Source organism: Streptomyces sp. 63XJN7_1_ISO-PGPR-S23-121 (genome assembly GCF_056173025.1).
This window is the reverse complement of record NZ_CM149653.1, coordinates 3892519-3909857: the sequence shown is the minus strand read 5'-3', so window position 1 is coordinate 3909857 and position 17339 is coordinate 3892519. Positions and strand designations below refer to the sequence as shown.

The following is a 17339-nucleotide window of genomic DNA, read 5'->3' as shown; positions in this document are numbered from 1 at the left end:
CGTCCTGGCGGCCCTGGACCCGGGTGCCAAAGACCACCTGAACCGCATCCGGCCGAAAAAGACCAGGGACGGCTACGCTCGGGACTGGGAGTGTAGAAGGAGTTCCACGGCTGGCTCGCCGAGAAGACCGGCACCCTCCTGCCGCTCAGCTCCATCACGGTTGGCCCCTTCGTGTCGTTCGTGACCTACCTGGACCAGGTGGTCAAAGCGCCACCGAACACGATCGAGCGCCGCATCACCGGGGTCACCTCCGAGGCCCGCAGCCGCGGCTGCACCGTGCTCAAGGAGGCCACCGGAGCGGCCCGACGGGCGTTGAAGCCGTTCAAGCTGGACGAGAGCCGGATGAAGCGCGGCCGCGGCAAGGCGGCCGCCATCGCCCCGGCCGACCTCCGGACGATGGCCGAGGCCCCGCGCGAGCGTCCGCCGCAGCCGACCGCCCGGCGCCGCACGGTCTACCGCGTACCGGAGCTTGCCCGGCTGCGGGACCAGGCGCTCAACTCCCTCAAACTCGCGGTCGCCGGACGCAACGAGGAGATGAGCCTGCTGGACAACGCGTACATCCAGGTCGTGGACGAGGGCCTGAAGTGGCACGTGCCCAGCGTGAGGGGCCGCCCGCCCCGGGACGTGCCCGTCACTTACGGCGAGAATCGCGCCACTTGCCCGGTGCGCTGCTGGAACCCGTAGCAGTAGGCCAAGCACGCCGCCGGCGCCGACCCCAGCGGCCCGGCGTTCCTGTCGGTCGACCAGTGGGGCCACCCGGGCAGCACGCGGCTGTCGCCGGACGGCGTCGGCCGCGCGCTCGCGCGCTGCGCGAAGTACGCGGGCCTGACCGGACGCCGGATCACCGGTCACTCCGCCCGGCGCGGACTGGTCACCACCGGCATCAAGAAAGTCAAGCGCGTCGACAAGCTGCGCCGCCAGAGCGGCTGGTCCGCCAACAGCCCGGTGTTCTGGGAGTACGTGGACAAGGGCGCCATGTTCGAGGACGCTCCAACCTAAGGCATCGGCTTCTGACGAGACGGTCACACGGCGGTGGTCGACGGGACGGACTTCCGTCGACCACCGCCGTAAGCCGAACCTGGTCCAGGCCGCCGGGGGCTACCAGCCGTCATCGTCTCCGGCGTCAGTGAGGTGCTCTTCCTCCGCGAGCCGCCGCATGTCCTCGTCGACGTCGGGGCCGTCCTGACACGGGCCAGGAGTCCGGCGTCAATCAACCCGGCGACGGTGCCTCCAGTCGCCGTGCCCGACATCCATGGCGTCCGGCATCAATTGGTGCTGAGATTTTTCAGATGCTTGCCGACATAGCCGATCACCAGCAGACCGCTCTTGTCGGTGTCGTCCAGGTAATGAAGTCGGGCGGCCTTACCCCTGCCCGAGCCGATCCGGATGTGTTCGTTCATCACGGCGCGGCGTCCACCGAGTTCTTCTGGAAGAGGGAACGTACGCGCCTGCTTCATCTGACGGTTGGTAGAAGCCCCCCGTCCCTCGGCTGGCGCAACATGATGCGCGCCGAGCCAACCGTTGCCGCTCTCGACGTAGCTACGCAGGCTGGCCAGGGCCGGCCCCGCAGGTCGACCTTCGGCGCGGGCCTGCGCCTTGGCCTCTCCGTACGCCTGCATAGTCGCGAGGGCCTCAGCCAGACGTCGGCGAACGGCCGGCGCCTCGGCATCACGGTCAAGAGCTGCGGCCTCATCGCGGTCCGCAGTGATCCGCACCAGCGTGCATACTTCACCGGCCTGTTCCAAGACAGTCGTAACGCGGTGAGCCTGGAGCAGCGGGAGGGTGTTCTCAGCCTCGTCACTGGGGGGAGAGCTGCGATAGGCCTGCGACTGCGCGCGAAGAGCATCACGGACCTGAAGCGCTGCTCGACGCTCGCGCTGCGCGTCCTCCAACTGCGACATCAGCTGGTCCCGTTCCGCAACAACCTCGGCGTATCTTCTCTGCAGATCGGCCTCGGGATGGTTGTAGAGCTCTTGGATCACAGCCTCAAGCCGGGCTAAGGGCTGTCCCGCAATGGCCTGGAGGCCCGAGTCGGGGCTCGAAAAGATGTGATGCCCTGCACGCAGCGTGTGTACGGTGCCGGAGTGATCGACTTTGATGGCGCTAGGTTGGGTGCGGAGGCCGCGCGGCGGTTGGCGGAGGCGGACTGCTGTGAGATAGCTCCAGGGCTCACGGAGGAAGAGTTCAGCCGGATCGAGGCAACCTATGAGCTTGAGTTCTCCCCGGAGCATCGTGCCTTCCTGGCGGCAGGGCTGCCGGTCGCTTCACCCCCAGAGGAAGGCGCGACGTGGCAGCAGCCCTGGCCCGACTGGCGTCACGCTGATGAAGACGACCTGCGCCATCGGCTGGAGTGGCCAGTACGCGAAGTGCTGGGCGACGTCGCCCATGGCAGCTGGCATCCGGCCCTGGGAGCGCGTCCCACCTCCAAGGAAGAGGCCCTGGAGGTAGCCCGAGCGGTACTCGCACGAGCGCCACGGCTCGTTCCCATCTACGCGCACCGCTTCATACCCGCAGGTCGTGACACTCCGGGACATCCGGTCCTATCGGTGTGGGGGACCGACATCATCTGCTACGGCCACGATCTGGCCGACTACATCGACCGCGAGTTCGGCGAGGTCGACGAGGACGCGCCCTGGGCTCCGCAGGCGTCCGTGCCATTCTGGAAGGACTTCCTCGGCTGAGATTGCCCCGGCTGATTCCGATGTAAATGATCTCTTTCGTGCCTGGTGTGATCACGGCCTCGGAGCCGTCCTGGATAGTCCCGTTCACCGGTGTGGCTCCGCGCCAGTTCAACCGGGTGGTGCGTGCGCTGCGGCGCGAAGGCGCCGACATCGCTCGGCGCGGCCGGCCGTGGGGGATTCCGCTGGAAGACCGGTTGCTCTTGGTGGCCGCGTACTGGCGCACTAACCTGACACTGCGCCAGCTCGCACCGCTCTTCGGTGTCTCGAAGTCCGCGGCCAGCCGCATCGTCGGCCACCTCGGCCCCCGGCTCGCGCTTAAGCCTCGCAGACGGTTCCGCAAGGACACCGTGCTCATCGTGGACGGAACTCTGGTCCCCACCCGCGACCACACGGTGGCCGAGCGGTCCAAGAACTACCGGTACTCCACCAATCACCAGGTCGTCATCGACGCCGATACCCGGCGCGTCGTCGTGGTCGGCCGACCGTTGCCCGGCAACCGCAACGACTGCAAGGCGTGGGCACTGTCCGGAGCCGAGGAGGCCGTCGGCCGCACCACCGTCATCGCCGACGGCGGCTACCGGGGCACGGGCCTGGTGATCCCACACCGTCGCGAGCGCGGGCAGAGCGAACTGCCGGCCTGGAAGGAAGAACACAACACTTCTCACCGTCAGGTCCGCGCCCGTGTCGAGCACGCCTTCGCCCGCATGAAGACCTGGAAGATCCTCCGAGACTGCCGGTTGAAGGGCGACGGCGTCCATCACGCGATGAGCGGCATCGCCCGCCTGCACAACCTCGCACTCGGCCGATAGGCGAGCCGAGCGGACAGCAGCCGATCACGGCCCTGCTGACTCGAAGATCTTTACGGGACAGCCCTTAGGGTCTCGCCCTTGCTGATCACCAGACCGTCGATCTGCCGGTCCCGTTCCTGGCTCCGGGCCCTTACCTGCGCTTTCAGCTCCAGAAAGGCGGCCTCCCGCATCTCGTCGCGCTCCTGAAGCTCTTGGATCAAGCGCTGACCCTTCGCGATCACCTCGGTCTGGGTCCGAATGAGTTCCTGCTGCGCACGGCACCTCTCCGCGAGCTGGTCATCCGCGACCTTCTTGTTGAACGCGCTGGGTATTGCCATGCCACCCCTCCAAGATTGAAAGGCCACATTCTGCCCCGCGAGGCCTCGCGTGCGGGCGGACTTCCTCATACACCACACGCGTACGACCGACTGAGTTCCGGTGGCAGAACCACTGACGTTCCCGTGACAGACGACATGGCACCGGACCGGCCAACGCTCTCGGCACAGGGCCCGCGCCACGTCAGGACGGCCGGAACGGAGCAGATGCGGTGAGACCTAGCACGAGAACGGCCCCGAGGGAGCAGGATTGATGACACTGCCTGCAGCCGTACCGTCCCATCCAATCTGCTCCGCCCAGGTCGCCGGGGGCCCGGCGCAGACTCAACGAGACGTGCCACTTCGCGCCGAAGCCGGAGCTGAGAAGGCCGCCCCCGACCCTGCTGAACGGCATCCGGACCGCTATCGTTTCCGGCAAACGTCACGTGACGATTGACTCACGGAGGGCCTATGGCTGGGCTACGTGGAGCCGTCGTACGGCGGTACGGCCGGACAGGGCGCAACGGCTGGAACCACCGCCTCGCCGAGTCCTTCGTGGTCAGCGGCCCGTACAAGACGCGCGAGGAGGCCGCCTTGCAGTGCGCACTGGCCTGGATCCGCGTCGTCACTGCCCCGCTACGCCGCACTCTCACCGTCGACTGAGCCACGATCCCAGGGCCGGGCGGCTACCGCGGTGTCTGGCAGGACGCGCACGCCGCGCCCGGGCCGCTGCCCGGAAGGGCGCGAAGTACACCATCGCTCTCCGCGCCGAGGGAGCCGGGCCCCGGTTCGTCAGTCGACGAGGTAGTGGGCTTCGATGTAGGCGACGGTGGAGTCGTACGGCTCTCCCACCGGCTTTAGGGCGTACCGGCGGAATACCGTGGCGGTGGCGCGGCGGACGCCTCGGTTGCGGGCGTCGGCGTTGTCCCATGACCGGGTGAGGGTGTGGGTGACGACTTGGTCGATCTCCTCGGCCAGGTTCTTCTCCGTAATGGTGAGGCCGGGCGGTGCGTGGTCGTGGATGATCCGTAACAGGACGCCCACGTGGTCGTCGTCCAGTACGACGATGGCTTCGTCGGGGTGCTTCTGGGCGTCGACGATGGCGCGGGCGACCCGGAGGGCTTCGGATAGGAACATCAGGGCGTCCTGAGCGTTCTGGATGATCCGGTCCCGCAGTTGTTTGATCCGTTCTGCGAGGGCGGTGTACTTCGCGGATTCCGGTTCGATGCCTTTGTCGAGGGCGGCCTTGATGTGATCCAGGATCTCGGCCGCGGACGGCGGCGTCTTGTCGCTGTTGTCCTTGCCGGGTTTGGGGCGGACGAGGGTCAGCAGCTCTTTGAGTATGGCGATGCCCTGGGCGTCCAGGACAAGGGGTTTCTGCTGCGAGGCGACCACGGAGAAGGAGTGGACGTGGGCGTTGATGATCTCCAGGACCATCGGCCCGAGCTCGTTGAGGCGTTCCTTGCGTTCCTCGTCGGAGGACTTCTTGAACAAGGTCGTGTACACGGACCCGAACAGAGCGAAGCCGTCGCGGTACTTGCTGATCCGCTTGTCGGTGTTGATGAGCGGGTACAGGCGAGCCAGCAGCCGGTAATCCCTGCTGAACACCTCGGCGGCGCCGGGGTGGGCGTCCAGGAAGACGTTGATGGCGCGCACGGACTCGTAGCCGTGGACCGTGAGGTCTAGGCCCTCCACGTCCGCGAGGAGGTCTTCGATGCGGGCGAAGGCGGTGCGGAACTCGGAGACCAGCTCGGACACGTCGGTGACGAACCCTCCCCCCTTGCCGCCGGCCCCGTTCGAGGTGGGGTCGACGACGGCCCGCTGGACCTCTTCGGCCAGGCCGATGTAGTCCACGACCACGCCGGAGGTCTTCACGAACCCGGTCGGGGAGATCCAGGTGCGGTTCGGGCGGGTGATCGTCTGGAACAGGGTGTGGGCTTTCAGCGGCTTGTCCAGGAAGAGGACGCCTTCGTTGGGGGCGTCGAACCCGGTCATCAGCTTCGCGGTCACCACCAGGAAGCACAGCGGATCGTCCGGGGTAAGGAACCGACGCTTCTGCTCCTCCTCCTGCGCTTCCGAGAGCCGGTATGCCCGCATGGCCGGGACTTCGTCCTTGGAGTCCGAGACGGAGATGTTCACCTCGGCGGTGATCCGCTCGTGCCTGCCGACCTCGGCGAGCACCTGGGAGGCCTCGAAGCCGGCCAGCAGCTCGTTGATCTTATCCGTGTATGCCACGGCCAGCTCACGGTTGTAGGCGACGACCTGGGCCTTGAGGCCGTTGCGGTAGGCGCCGGCCAGGTAGTGGTCCACGATGTGCTGGCACACTGCATGGATGCGGTTGGGGTTGGCGAACACGCTGGTGAGGCGCCCGAACTTGCGGGACAGGACCTCACGGTCGGGGTCGTCGAGGTCGAAGTCGTCCGCGAACTGGTCGAACTCGGCCTGCAACGCCTGGTCGTCTATCTCGAAGGCGACCGGGTGCGGGTCCAGCATCACCGGCACGGTCGCTTCGTCAAGCAGGGACCGGGACACCGAGTACCGGTGCAGCACCCGGCCCGGGTCACTCTCCTCACCGAAGAGGGCGAAGGTGTCAGTGGCGAGGTTGCGCACGGGGGTGCCGGTCATGCCGAAGAACTTCGCGTGCGGCAACGCCGCGCGCGTCTGCCCGGCCAACGACTTCGACCGGGCGGACTGGGTGCGGTGCGCCTCGTCGACCAACACGATGATGTTGTCCCGTATCGACAGGCCCTTGCCGGCGTCGGCGAACTTATGGACGGTCGTGGAGATGACGCCGCGCACGTCGTCGGCCAGCAGGGAACACAGCTCGGCGCTGGTGGCGGGCTGGTGGAAGTAGGCGTCGCCCATCGCTGAGGTGAATACCCCGGAGGTCTGCCGAACGAGCTGTGTTCGGTCCGAGAGCAGGATGATCGTGGGCGAGTCGGTGCGGGTGTCGGCCAGCAGCAGCGAGGCGGCGAACACCATCAGCAGCGTCTTCCCAGACCCCTGATGGTGCCAGATCAGGCCTTTCGACCCGCCCGTCAGCACCCGCTGGTGGATCAGGTGCGCGGCCTCCATCTGCGGATAGCGGGGCAGGTACTTCTTGTCCACCCCGCCCCCGAAGGTGTCGAAGAGGACGAAGTTGGCGAGCATGTCCAGGAGCGTGGCGGGGTTCAGCAGCAGCTCGACGGAGCGCTGCACGTCGGCCTGCCCGGACAGGTTCTCGTCATCCGCGGTGGATCGGAACGGCTGCCACAGGTTCGTGGGCGCGCCGGCGGCACCGAACCGCAGTCTCAGCCCGTCGGAGGCGACGGCGAAGACATTGGGGGTGAAAAACCACGGATACTCGGCGGCGTATACGTCGTTGATCTCACGGGCGGCGTCGACCCATCCAGACTTCGCGGTCGGGGATTTCACCTCGATCACCACCAGGGGCAGGCCATTGACCCAGTACACGAGGTCGAACCGGCGGGAGGTCTTGCCGGGGACGGTGATGGTCACCTCGTCCGACACGACCAGCGTGTTGGCGGCCGGGTTCTCGAGGTCGATGATCTTCAGGGCGTGCCACACACCGTCGGTGTCCCGAAACTCCTTGTGCCCGCGCAGCAGGCGTAATACCTGTTCGTTGGCCCGCACCAGCCCGCCTTCGACGGCATTGACGGTGGCGACGATCTCCTCGACCACCGCGTCCACGTCGAACCCGTCGATCACCCTAGGGTTGAGCCGGACGAGGGCGTCCCGCAGTTGGCTGGCGACCACCGTCTGCGTCGTCTCACGCGGTAACCCTCGCCCCGCGGTGAAGCCCCAGCCCATCGGGAGGGACCACTGGATCATCAGGCTCTGGAACTCACGCTCCCGAATACCCTTGGCCACGGCTTAGACCTCCAGCTCGGCAGACTCAATGTCGATGGTGCGATCCAACAAACCCGACAGCAGTCCCGCCCGCACCTGACGAAGACGGTCGGCCTCCGCGCGTGTCGCGGCGACCTGCTCGGCGGCTGCGGCCAGGGAGCCAGTCAACTTGGCTTGCCTTGCGATGGGGAGGTCAGGGACGCTCATGTTGCTGGCGCGGGAAAAGCCGAGCGCCTTGATAGTGATACCGGTGGCCTGCCCTGCGAACTGACCAGATTCGCGCGCCCAGTGGCACCACTGGAGTGCGTACTCGGGTGTCGAGACGCCCTCTCGTGCCCGGATGCGGATGACGTGCTTGTCGAAGCCGAGGAACCCGTCCACCTCGCCCGTCCAGAGTGCCGCCTGGCCGACCGACCCGCCTTCGACCAAGAGAACGTCGTCAGGGAGCACCGCGTACTTCTCCTGCTCCCGAGGCTCGAAGTTCATGGTCTTCAGATCGCTCAGGTCAAGCGTTCCAACACCGATGTTGGCCGCACGTAGGTACGGGTGTACGTGGTCACCGACAGACTGTCGGGCTGACTTCTGCCGCCCGAGCCGCATCTCGAACTTTTCGCCTGCTGGAACCGTGGGCACTTCAAGCTTGCTGAAGAGGTCGCGCCGGAGGCCCGACTCGACCTTAGCCAAGGCGTCGGCCTCGGTGTCGAGTGCGCTGATCTGGTCGTCGACAGCATCGAGTATCTCGACGATCCGTGCTTGTACCTTGCGGGGTGGTATCGGGAGTTGAATTTGCAAGAGTTGCTCTGGGTTGAGACGCTTGCGCCGTTGAACTGTCCCGCTCACTCGGTTCTTCATTTCCGCCCATAGTCGCGGTGAGCGACAGACGTGCCTCATCCAGTCGGGCATCAGTTCTGGACCAAGCGTGAACGTCGGGAACTCGTTGCTGACGACGAATCCATCGAACTCGGCAGGTACTACGGTGATCGGGCCTTCCCACGCCGTCAGTTTTCGCATCACGACTTGGTCAACGTGCAGCACGTTCATTGCCGCGTACTCTGTATCTCCGCCGTCGAGTTCCCCTTTAGCAACAACCCCCTGTCCTGCGTTCAGGACCCCGGCCAGGCGGTAGGTGATTGAAGGCTTCATCGGCATGCGCTGGATGTCGAGGCGCATCACCTCTCCGAGCGGACGAAGCGGATAGTCGTCACTCATCGAAGCCCTCGATTCCGGCCTTCGCCATTACTGCGAGCATGTGCTTCTCGGTTCGCTGACGTTCTGCCCTGGCGAGGACGTAGGCCTCGATGAGGGTGCCGAGGTCTTCCTGCTCAGCGGCGGCCTGTTTGATGTAGCGGCCGATGTTCAGGTCGTACCCGTTCGACACGATCTCCGTGGCGGGGACGAATCGCGCCCCGAGTCCGCCTTCTCCGTCTGGGTCCACCGGATTGCCGTCGGCGTCGAATTTTGAGTGGTAGGCGGTCACGATGTCGGCGATGTCAGCGTCGGTGAGGATGTTGCGATTCTTGGCCTTGGCGAACCGCTTGGAGGCGTCGATGAACAGCACCCCCTCCTGCCGTCCCGAGGCCTTGGTGCCGGGTGCACGGAACACGAGGATCGCCGTAGGGATGCTGGTGTTGTAGAAGAGGTTGGCAGGCAGGCCGATGACCGCTTCGAGCAGGTCATCGGTCAGGACGCGCTGGCGGATGGCTGCCTCCTGGCCGCCACGGAAGAGGACGCCGTGGGGCAGGACGACGCCGGCGCGACCCTTCTTCGGGTCCATGCTGGCGATCATGTGCTGGACGAACGCCCAGTCCGCCGACGATTGCGGGGCGACCCCGCCCAGGGCGCGCGGGTCGTTGGTCCACGGCTTCCACTTGAGGCTGTAGGGCGGGTTGGCGAGGATCACGTCGAACTGCGCAACGGACCCGTCCGGTCTCATGAAGCGCGGGTCCTTCAGGGTGTCGCCGACTTCGACCTGGAACTGGGTGAGGTTGTGCATGAAGAGGTTCATGCGGGCCACACCCGCGGTGTCCGCGACGGCTTCCTGCCCGTACAGCTTCAGGGTGTAGCCGCGGCCGCCGTGGGACTTCAGGAGGTTCGCGGAGGCGATGAGCATGCCGCCGGACCCGCAGGTCGGGTCGTACACCGACTCGAAGTTTTGGGGTTCCAGGATTTCGACGAGCAGCTCGACGACCTCGCGGGGGGTGAAGAACTGGCCAGCGCGGGTGCCGGACCCGTCGGAGAACCGCTTCAGCAGGTACTCGTACGCCCCGCCGAGCACGTCGTGGGACATGTTGCCCTCGTGCATCTTCGGGGTGCGGTCCATCGCCTGCATGACCGCCGCCAGCACCTCCCCCGACAGCACCTCTTCGGAGGTCCAGGTCATGGACCCGAACAGGCGGGGGAACTTGTCGGGATTGGCCGTCTCGATGGCCTGCAGGGAGGCGCGGACCCGCTGGCCGAGGCCGGACTGGGTGATCGTCGCAAGGATGGACGACCAGGACGCGCGACGCTCGGCGACGGTGCCGGGGTAGATGAACGGGATCTCGAACGACTGGTAGTCGCGGTACTCGATCTCGCGGGCTTCCTCGGCGGAGAGGCTGTCCAGGTCGTTCTCGTCCAGAAACTCCTGGTGGTGGTGCTCCCAGGTGTCCGACAGGTACTTCCAGAACATCAGCGGGAAGACGACCGAGGAGTACTGCGCTTCGGGCATCGCCACGCGCAACTCGTCGGCGGCGTCCCACAGCCGGTTCTCGATCTCCTGCTGGGTCACTGCCATCAGTCGGGGATGTCCTTGCTCGTCAAAGGTGGCGACCCGAAGGCCGTAGCGTTCCGACTGGTCACCCTATTTCGGTCGTGCCTGGCACGTACAGGACGGGGTGCCCTCGGGCTCAAGGGCGTGACCCGCGAACGGCGCAGCTGCGGGCCCGGATTGTCGCCATGACAGCACCGGGCCCGCCGCCACCGTCGACGTGGACGCCCGGCCCAACGAAGGGCGTCCGGCCGGGTCACGCTGCGTGCCGGACCGGACGCCCGCCGGGGTGCCCAGGCGAGAGCCTGCGGTCTGGTGTGACGCGGAGTCGGGCCGCGAGAAGGAAGTCGTCGAGGCCGCCCTCGCCAAGCTCGACTACAACCGCGACCTGCGCGCCCAGCTGTTCGTCCCGCCCGAGCTGACCGTGCCCGCGACCTTCGCCGGACACCGCGCGTACGTGTGTGTGAATCAGAAGGGCGGTGCGGGCAAGACGACGACCGCCGTCGAGCTGGCCGCCGCGTGGGTGGCCAAGCCCAGGAGAATCATGGACGCGGTTGCAGGGGCGTGTTGTGTCACTTCAAGGGGGGACACAACACCGCGAAATGTCGTGCTGAGCTGACACGAGTGTCACGTACAGGCGACATCCACGCGGGAAGCCCGTACAGGGCCGGGACGGCGCGGCCGGGACCACGGCGGGCGATGACCAGGACCGGGAGCGCGGCAGGCAGCGCCGCTGTCCGGCGGCCCAGGTACCGGCTCGCGGCGCCCTGCAAGGCACGCCGGCCAGCGGCACGGGACCCGTCACCCCGCTGCCGGGGCCATGGCCCGACGCCCTTGCACCGGGGGAAGCTGCCCGTTGTCCAAGGACGATGGACCGATGCCGTTGAGACGGGCGGTGGCCTCCAGCGAGCGCAGCAAGGCCGACAGTGCATTGACCGCAACCTTGCCCGATCTTTCCACCTGCAGGGAGTCCACAGTCCTCCCGAGCGTCATGGCCACTCTCGCCATGTTGTCCGTCATGGGCTTCACGTCCTCGACGCAGATGGCCAACGCCTTCCCGAGCGTCATCAGCGACTGCTCCAGCTCGGGCGTCCAGTTGATGACAGGGGAATGCGTCCAGCCGCGGCGAACCAGGGCCCCTCGTGCTGGACGGGACAGAGAACGGCCCCGCACCGCCGAGCGGCCAACAGCAGCGCGCTCCCACGCCTCCTCCCAGCGACCCATCTGCCGGGCGGGGACACCGCAGCCGCGCAGGAATGCCGCGCACTGTTTCCAGGTGGTGGGCAGACCTCTGCGCCCGGCGGTACGCCAGACCGTGGACAGCGGCAGAAGCACGTGCCCGGGAACCCCCATGTCGGCGGCGCGCGCCTGGAGGACGCGGAGGGCGGGGGCACCGGCGCGTTCATAGGCGGCTGCCAGGGCCGCGGCCAGGTCGGCCCGGGTACGGAGGCCGTCCACGTGCGGCGCCCGCAGACCGGCGAGACGGCCGCGGCTCTCGATCCGCGCGGCCCGCCAGAGTTTGAGGGCCTCCTCCTCGCCGCCGACACCGCAGGCGCGGACGTACGCGGTGACGGCCCGCTCGACCGGCACACCCTTGGTGAGGTCCACCACGCGCTTGAGCGTGGTCGCCGAGACGGAGCCGGTGCCGTCAGTGCTGCCCGTGGTGCGGGAGTTGGACGCCAGTCGGGCGTAGCTGCAGCCGCTGCGCTCCTTGAGGCTCACCAGGTAGCCGACGAGGCGCAGGTGGTGGCGGCCGGGAGCGGGGGCGCTGCCTGGGCCGGGGGTCGGGTTCATAGCATGTCCCCTTCTACCGGACGCCGTGCTCGGTGTCGGCGGCCGCGCGGACCGCGGCGCCGGCTACTGCGGACAGCAGGGCCCTGCCGCCTCCGGCGACCGCGGTGGTGACGGCACCGATTAGGCCACAGCCCGCAAGCAGGCCGAGCACGTCGCTCACGGGCATGCCGTGCACGCACAGGGCGGCCCCCACGACGGGGAAAACAATGATCCCGCACACCTGTGCGGGTCCCGCCGACCGGCCGGCGGGACGGTCCGGACCGGACGGGGGAACGACTCGGGGGTGGTACGGGGACACGATGACGGGAACCTCCGGACGGGATGCGCGGCCGCCGCCCCCGCACACGGGATCCGGCAGCCCGCGCGCTGAACGTGCTACTGGCCGCAAAACCGGACGTGCGGACGGCAGTTGATGGCTGTCGTCCTCCGGTGCCGAAGAGGATGGCACGTCCAGGAGCATTCCCGCTCACCCGATAAAGAACGGAAGTTCTTTATGCCGGTTTCTTAGTCCGTAGGTGTTCCGGACAGCGGATCTCCCTGCAGGCCACCCGAACGCCCGTGACCGGCCCCTTCCGTCCACCGACCCCCGCCGACCGGTCCGCCGGTGTTTCAGCCGGACTTGCCGCACCGCCCCGTCAGGAAAGATGCTGCCCTCCAACTCGGACGCCGACGCCGCGGCGGGGCCCCCAAGGACTTGGGGGCCCCGCCGCAGCCTCGGACCCGAGCCCCCTGAGCCGCTACTGGCCGCAAACCGACGCGAACAGGGAACCCTCCGCCCAGCACGGTGATGCGTGCCCGGCGCTCAAGAAGGGGCCGCCCACCGTCACGGGCGGCCCCTTCCACGTCTCACCGCCACCCCGGGCACACCTGCACCCCCACGCAGCGATGCGTACAGTCCGGCCGACGCCGCATCAGCTGGGCAGGCAACTCCTCTCTCCACGCGCGGAGGTACTGCCCAGCGACATCTCCGTCGTACGCCTGACGCTGGTCACGGTCCGCAACGCTCACCCGGGCAGGCCTGCTACGACGGACGGCACTGACCACCACCCGCCCGCAGAGGTCCGCAGCCGCTCAACTTCGGATCATCAGCTGAGATCACCCCACCCATGCCCGACCAACGCACCAGCCGCACCACCGGTTACGGGACAACCTGTAGGGGGTTACGGGTTATTGGTCTGGAGCCCTCCTCGTAGCGGTCTTGGCAATTCACACCCCGGTGCTTGCGGGTCAGCGCTCGGTATTGACCAGGCCGTAAATTCCTCACTTTTCCAGAATTCGATCAACACCTCGCTGTCGGTGAGATAGATCCAGCCCTCAGGTGAGCTCTTCAACACCGTCTCAGCATGATCCGATACCAATGCTGCTCCCAGTGCGACTGACGGTACCGAGAGGTCGGCCCTGAACACGACCACAAGTTCGTCCGCGGCGGCGCATGCGCGGACCATCCGGCTCAGCTGCCCACGGTCAAAAGACCGACATCGTCTGATGGCCGCACCCGCAGGCCGGTTCAGCCGGTTCGATTCCACCGATGCGAGGCGTTCCAGACTCAGTGCGGAGAACGTTCGGTCCTCCTCATAGGACAGCACCATCGCTGAGTCACCCACGACGTCCAGGATCCCCGCGAGCCGTTCTGGCTGCGTCCCGTACTTTTCGCTCATGGTGTTCATCGGAACATGACCGACGCTGGTCGTCCGTTGCCCAACTCGAATGGCTGTAAGTCTGAGACGGGTGGACGTTAGGGTCGGCTCCCACCTCAGCGCTGACGTATGGCTGTCCCTGCGCGCCAGGACCTGGCAGATGGTCAGTATGTCGAGTAGTTGGTCCGGGCCCGACTTCGCCTTTGCCGTGCGCAACTCGTCAAGCAGCCGGTTTCGTCGTACATCGGCCAGATGCGGTTGTTGGCGTAGCAGCCAGACCCACGTGTTGGCGATCGTCTGACGGGCCTGGGCACGATCCACCTTGGACAGCTTCGGGAGCTCGAGAAGTCCTGATACGCACAGGGCCCTCACGGAATTGTGGTCTCTCTGGTTCTGGGCCCTGCGGATCCGGGACGCCAGATCAACGCTGCTCAATTGCGGGGAGAAAGATGTGATCGTTGCCTTGCTCGTCTTCAACGGGGGCGCGGGCACGGAGCGCGACTTACCCGGGTGGGAGATCGAATCGCCGTGAAGGTCGGTAATGCTCTCCAGGGCCTTTGCCTCCACGATCCACTCCAGTCCTCCGCCATCACCTCCATCGGCCTTCCTTGGCAGTAGCGCGCCTAGGAGGAGGTAGGTCACGCCAAGGTGCACTTCTACAGAGGACGCGATGGCAACACAGGCAATCATCGTCCGGGTCCGGTCGCGTGAGAAGACTTTGGCCTCGAAGCAAGTGCAGTGGAAAGTGTTCAGTCGACGCCTGAGTTTCCTCGGGCGCTTCATTTTGCTGAGTACCTCGATGTAAGTGGGCTCGAACGTATCGTTTGCGCCATCGGATTCTGCCCTCCGGACAGCTACAGTGCGCCGGACATTGGTTCGAGGGGGCGAGAAGGGGACGCGGCGCCTCGGTTCCAGATTCGGACCGGCGATACCGTCGACGCTCATGCGGAACTGGGAGAGTTCGAACCAGCGGATGGCGTGTTGTGCGTTCTCGATTCCAACCCTGACGTGGCGGGAGAGGTCACGGTCCTCGCAGGTGACGCGCAGGGTGTAACCGCGACGTTCGGTCATGTATCGGGCCAGCATGGTGTCAGGGCCGAACACCCACTCCACATGGGTGCCATCCCGGGACAGGATCGCGTCGCGTTGTGCCCAGGCGGTGCTGGGCTGACGGCCAAGTTGAAGACTGATTGCTGCGCCCTTATCAGGAACGCTGTACGTAAGGCCAAGAAGACCGTTTCCGGGCGTTCCGTGGAACTCAGCTTTGGCCTGCACGTCCTGGCGGCGGAGCCACCTGTCGAAGGCGCGCTTGATGAAGAGGTGGTCGGCACTGTCAGCACCATTTCGGACGCGACGGCAGCGCACGGGCGGATGATGAGCGAAATGACAGACCCGGTCTGTGTAACGCTTGTCCGAGAGTTCCTTGCCACACCCGCCGAGCAACGTGCCGCACCAGAAGGTGTCGTAGCGGTGCTGCATACGGAATCGGTCCAGGTCCTTGGCTTCGGTGGGCAGCACCACGGGGTGGTCAGAATTGGCGCTACCGATCACGGCGGTCTGGACCAAGCGGGTGTCCCCGAATGCGTCGTACATTGTGGACCTCGCAGACGTAGGAAGGAAAGCGTTCTCGGGCGGATCGGGGAAAAGGCGCTAACTGTTTTACCCACAGCACGGTTGCGAGGGTGCCTCAGATCCCTTGGGTTCTGATGTCAGTGATCTTCACGGACACCTTCGTACCCGAGGAAGCAGTCCTGATCAGCGACGGCGTGTAGTTCAACGTCGTCCGGTCTGACAGCTCCGCCGTGCCAATGACCGGCCCGGACTCGTCGCCCGTGATCTCGTAAGTGATGTCGTACGTGGCGGCAGGGTCGAGGCTTGCGCTGTCGCCCGGGTAGGACAGGGACGGTTCGACGGTGACGTTGCAGCCGGCGGAGCCGAAGCACTGCTGCCGGGTGGTGCGCAGCGTCATGGTGAAGCTGTCGGGCGTGAGGTCGGCGTACACGGGTTCCGGGACCGTTTCCTCCGCGAGAGGAGTGGCGGTCTCGGTGGACGGGGCGCTCGAGGCGGTGGCGGCGGGCTTGCTGTTGTCGTTGTCGACGGCCTGAACGACGACGATGCCGGTGCCGATGACCGCGGCGACGATGGCGGCTGCAGCGCCGATGACGATCCGATTGCTGAGATGCTTCTCCGCCGACGCCACCGCGACCGAAGACTGCTCGGGCTGCGCCGGCCGTTCGGGCTGAGACTCCGGCTGGGGCGGAACGTCGGGCATGGGCGGCTGCGGCGCGTTGGCGGTCACGGGTCCCCCTATATGGCTGGTGTATACAGGGAATGATGCGGGCTTGTGGCGGAGACGTGAAGGACCGTTAGTTGAATCGTGACCAGACCAGGACACGGAGAAGCCCGGCCGCAGTGGGGGCGCGGCCGGGCTAAGGCGGGTCAGGCACTATCCGATGGGGAGCGGCTGGTCCCAAAAGTGCTGGACGGCATCATTGATGCGGTCGAACAGTTCCTCACATGCGATCTGTCGGCTTCGCGTCAGTGGGGTGGTCAGCAGTCGCTGGTGGCTGCTTTCGTCGTTTTTCCCTGGTCCTGGTGGGGGCGAGTGACTTTTTCGCTGCTGACACGGGCAGCGGGTCCCACTGTCACGGCGCGGTATATCCCATGGTGGTTCACTGACATGAGGCCGAGATGTCTGCCCCGCCGGTACCCGCCGGCCTTACGCAGTTCCTCGAGGACGATGGCGACGGCCCGGTCCCGCTGCGCGCGGCTGTACCCGCCTCCATGGTTGTCCTGTCAGTCCCCGGGACGCCGTCCGGCAGCGCCCAGCCGGCCGGTGCCGACGTCGAATGGCCTACGATCCGTCACCTGACGGGTACGCCCTCCGCCCCCGTGGTGATGGTCTTGGTACTCAACTGACCGTCCTGTGTCAGCCCTCGCCAACGGGCGGCACCGCAGGATGACTTGACGGGGCGGCTCTGGACCCCGATAGTGGTGTCCGTCCCCAGCGTGTCCGCAGGGGTTCAGGAAACTGCACCATCAGTGTGTCCGTAAGAGACAACACTACTGCGCAACAGGTCTGTCCGCAGACAACGAGCTCTCGTCTTTTTCATCTGACGGGGGCTTTTTTTATGCCCGCATCAATGAGTAGGCCCTGGTTTCCCGCCAGGGCCTTTTTCATTTCCGCAGTCCTGAGAGTCCAAGGGGTGCAGCACCAGCTGCTCGCCCGTCGTCCTGTCCCGAGGGAGAATCTATGTCTACGACCGTTCCGCAGCCGCCCGTTCCCGCCCCCGTTCCGCCTGCTGTGCCGGCGGCGCCTTCTACCGCTACGTGGGTGGTGGCTGTCCTTGCCGTGCTCGGCGCGGTGGTTTTTATGGTGCTGTGCGGCGGTGTTGCCGTCATCGCCTGGCTGCGGCCCGGCGCTGCGACCCCTATCACGGTGATGGCGACCGTTATGGGCGCCATGGGTACGTTGGTCACTCCGTTCATCACGATGGCCTTGAGGAACCGTCGGCGGTGAGCGTCAGTCC

At 66.4% G+C, this 17339-nt stretch carries 15 protein-coding genes; 6 read left to right on the top strand and 9 right to left on the bottom strand.

The annotated features are described in order from the left end of the window. Positions 1–171: 171 nt before the first annotated feature. A complete protein-coding gene (locus AC0VYN_RS17260; RefSeq protein WP_475536782.1) occupies positions 172–684 on the top strand; it encodes a hypothetical protein in 513 nt (170 codons plus the stop codon). Positions 685–1265: 581 nt separating this feature from the next. On the opposite strand, the gene AC0VYN_RS17255 is transcribed toward AC0VYN_RS17260, so the two are convergent. Further along, on the bottom strand, positions 1266–1982 hold the full coding sequence (locus tag AC0VYN_RS17255) for a hypothetical protein (protein WP_475536781.1): 717 nt from the start codon (positions 1980–1982) through the stop codon (positions 1266–1268). Positions 1983–2084: 102 nt separating this feature from the next. Between AC0VYN_RS17255 and AC0VYN_RS17250 the strand changes: the two genes are divergently transcribed. Both AC0VYN_RS17250 and AC0VYN_RS17245 read left to right on the top strand, forming a co-directional pair. Then, complete coding sequence (locus AC0VYN_RS17250; protein ID WP_475536780.1) at positions 2085–2681, top strand: hypothetical protein; 597 nt, start codon at positions 2085–2087, stop codon at positions 2679–2681. A gap of 38 nt (positions 2682–2719) precedes the next feature. Continuing rightward, complete coding sequence (locus AC0VYN_RS17245) at positions 2720–3490, top strand: transposase (RefSeq protein ID WP_362241495.1); 771 nt, start codon at positions 2720–2722, stop codon at positions 3488–3490. A gap of 50 nt (positions 3491–3540) precedes the next feature. Here AC0VYN_RS17245 and AC0VYN_RS17240 read toward each other — a convergent pair whose 3' ends face one another. Further along, on the bottom strand, positions 3541–3807 hold the full coding sequence (locus AC0VYN_RS17240) for a hypothetical protein (protein WP_475536779.1): 267 nt from the start codon (positions 3805–3807) through the stop codon (positions 3541–3543). 447 nt (positions 3808–4254) lie between these two features. Here AC0VYN_RS17240 and AC0VYN_RS17235 point away from each other — a divergent pair, with 447 nt between their 5' ends. Next, the gene (locus tag AC0VYN_RS17235; protein WP_475536778.1) at positions 4255–4446 is read left to right on the top strand and encodes a hypothetical protein; all 192 of its coding nucleotides are present in this window, start codon (positions 4255–4257) and stop codon (positions 4444–4446) included. A 129-nt stretch (positions 4447–4575) separates the two neighbouring features. Here AC0VYN_RS17235 and AC0VYN_RS17230 read toward each other — a convergent pair whose 3' ends face one another. From AC0VYN_RS17230 to AC0VYN_RS17220, 3 genes are read right to left on the bottom strand one after another with little or no spacing between them, the layout of a single operon-like run. Next, entirely contained in the window at positions 4576–7653 is a 3078-nt protein-coding gene (locus AC0VYN_RS17230) for a type I restriction endonuclease subunit R (RefSeq protein ID WP_475536777.1), read from the bottom strand. Positions 7654–7656: 3 nt separating this feature from the next. Next, on the bottom strand, positions 7657–8841 hold the full coding sequence (locus AC0VYN_RS17225; RefSeq protein WP_475536776.1) for a restriction endonuclease subunit S: 1185 nt from the start codon (positions 8839–8841) through the stop codon (positions 7657–7659). Then, positions 8834–10405: a type I restriction-modification system subunit M gene (locus tag AC0VYN_RS17220; protein ID WP_475536775.1), complete on the bottom strand. Its 1572-nt coding sequence runs from the start codon at positions 10403–10405 to the stop codon at positions 8834–8836. The genes AC0VYN_RS17225 and AC0VYN_RS17220 overlap by 8 nt, the downstream gene beginning before the upstream one ends. 262 nt (positions 10406–10667) lie before the next feature. On the opposite strand from AC0VYN_RS17220, the gene AC0VYN_RS17215 reads away from it, so the two are divergent. Then, positions 10668–10997 (top strand): ParA family protein, encoded by a 330-nt coding sequence (locus AC0VYN_RS17215; RefSeq protein WP_475536774.1) that lies wholly within the window; start codon positions 10668–10670, stop codon positions 10995–10997. 182 nt (positions 10998–11179) lie between these two features. Here AC0VYN_RS17215 and AC0VYN_RS17210 read toward each other — a convergent pair whose 3' ends face one another. From AC0VYN_RS17210 to AC0VYN_RS17195, 4 genes are all read right to left on the bottom strand, one after another. Further along, entirely contained in the window at positions 11180–12172 is a 993-nt protein-coding gene (locus tag AC0VYN_RS17210; protein WP_475536773.1) for a hypothetical protein, read from the bottom strand. A 13-nt stretch (positions 12173–12185) separates the two neighbouring features. Next, positions 12186–12338: a hypothetical protein gene (locus tag AC0VYN_RS17205; RefSeq protein WP_475536772.1), complete on the bottom strand. Its 153-nt coding sequence runs from the start codon at positions 12336–12338 to the stop codon at positions 12186–12188. 994 nt (positions 12339–13332) lie between these two features. After that, complete coding sequence (locus AC0VYN_RS17200; protein ID WP_475536771.1) at positions 13333–15402, bottom strand: hypothetical protein; 2070 nt, start codon at positions 15400–15402, stop codon at positions 13333–13335. Between the two features lie 94 nt (positions 15403–15496). Beyond that, on the bottom strand, positions 15497–16108 hold the full coding sequence (locus tag AC0VYN_RS17195) for a hypothetical protein (RefSeq protein ID WP_475536770.1): 612 nt from the start codon (positions 16106–16108) through the stop codon (positions 15497–15499). Between the two features lie 1035 nt (positions 16109–17143). Here AC0VYN_RS17195 and AC0VYN_RS17190 point away from each other — a divergent pair. Next, positions 17144–17329, top strand: coding sequence for a hypothetical protein (locus AC0VYN_RS17190; protein WP_475536769.1), 186 nt, complete (start codon positions 17144–17146; stop codon positions 17327–17329). Positions 17330–17339: the final 10 nt, after the last annotated feature.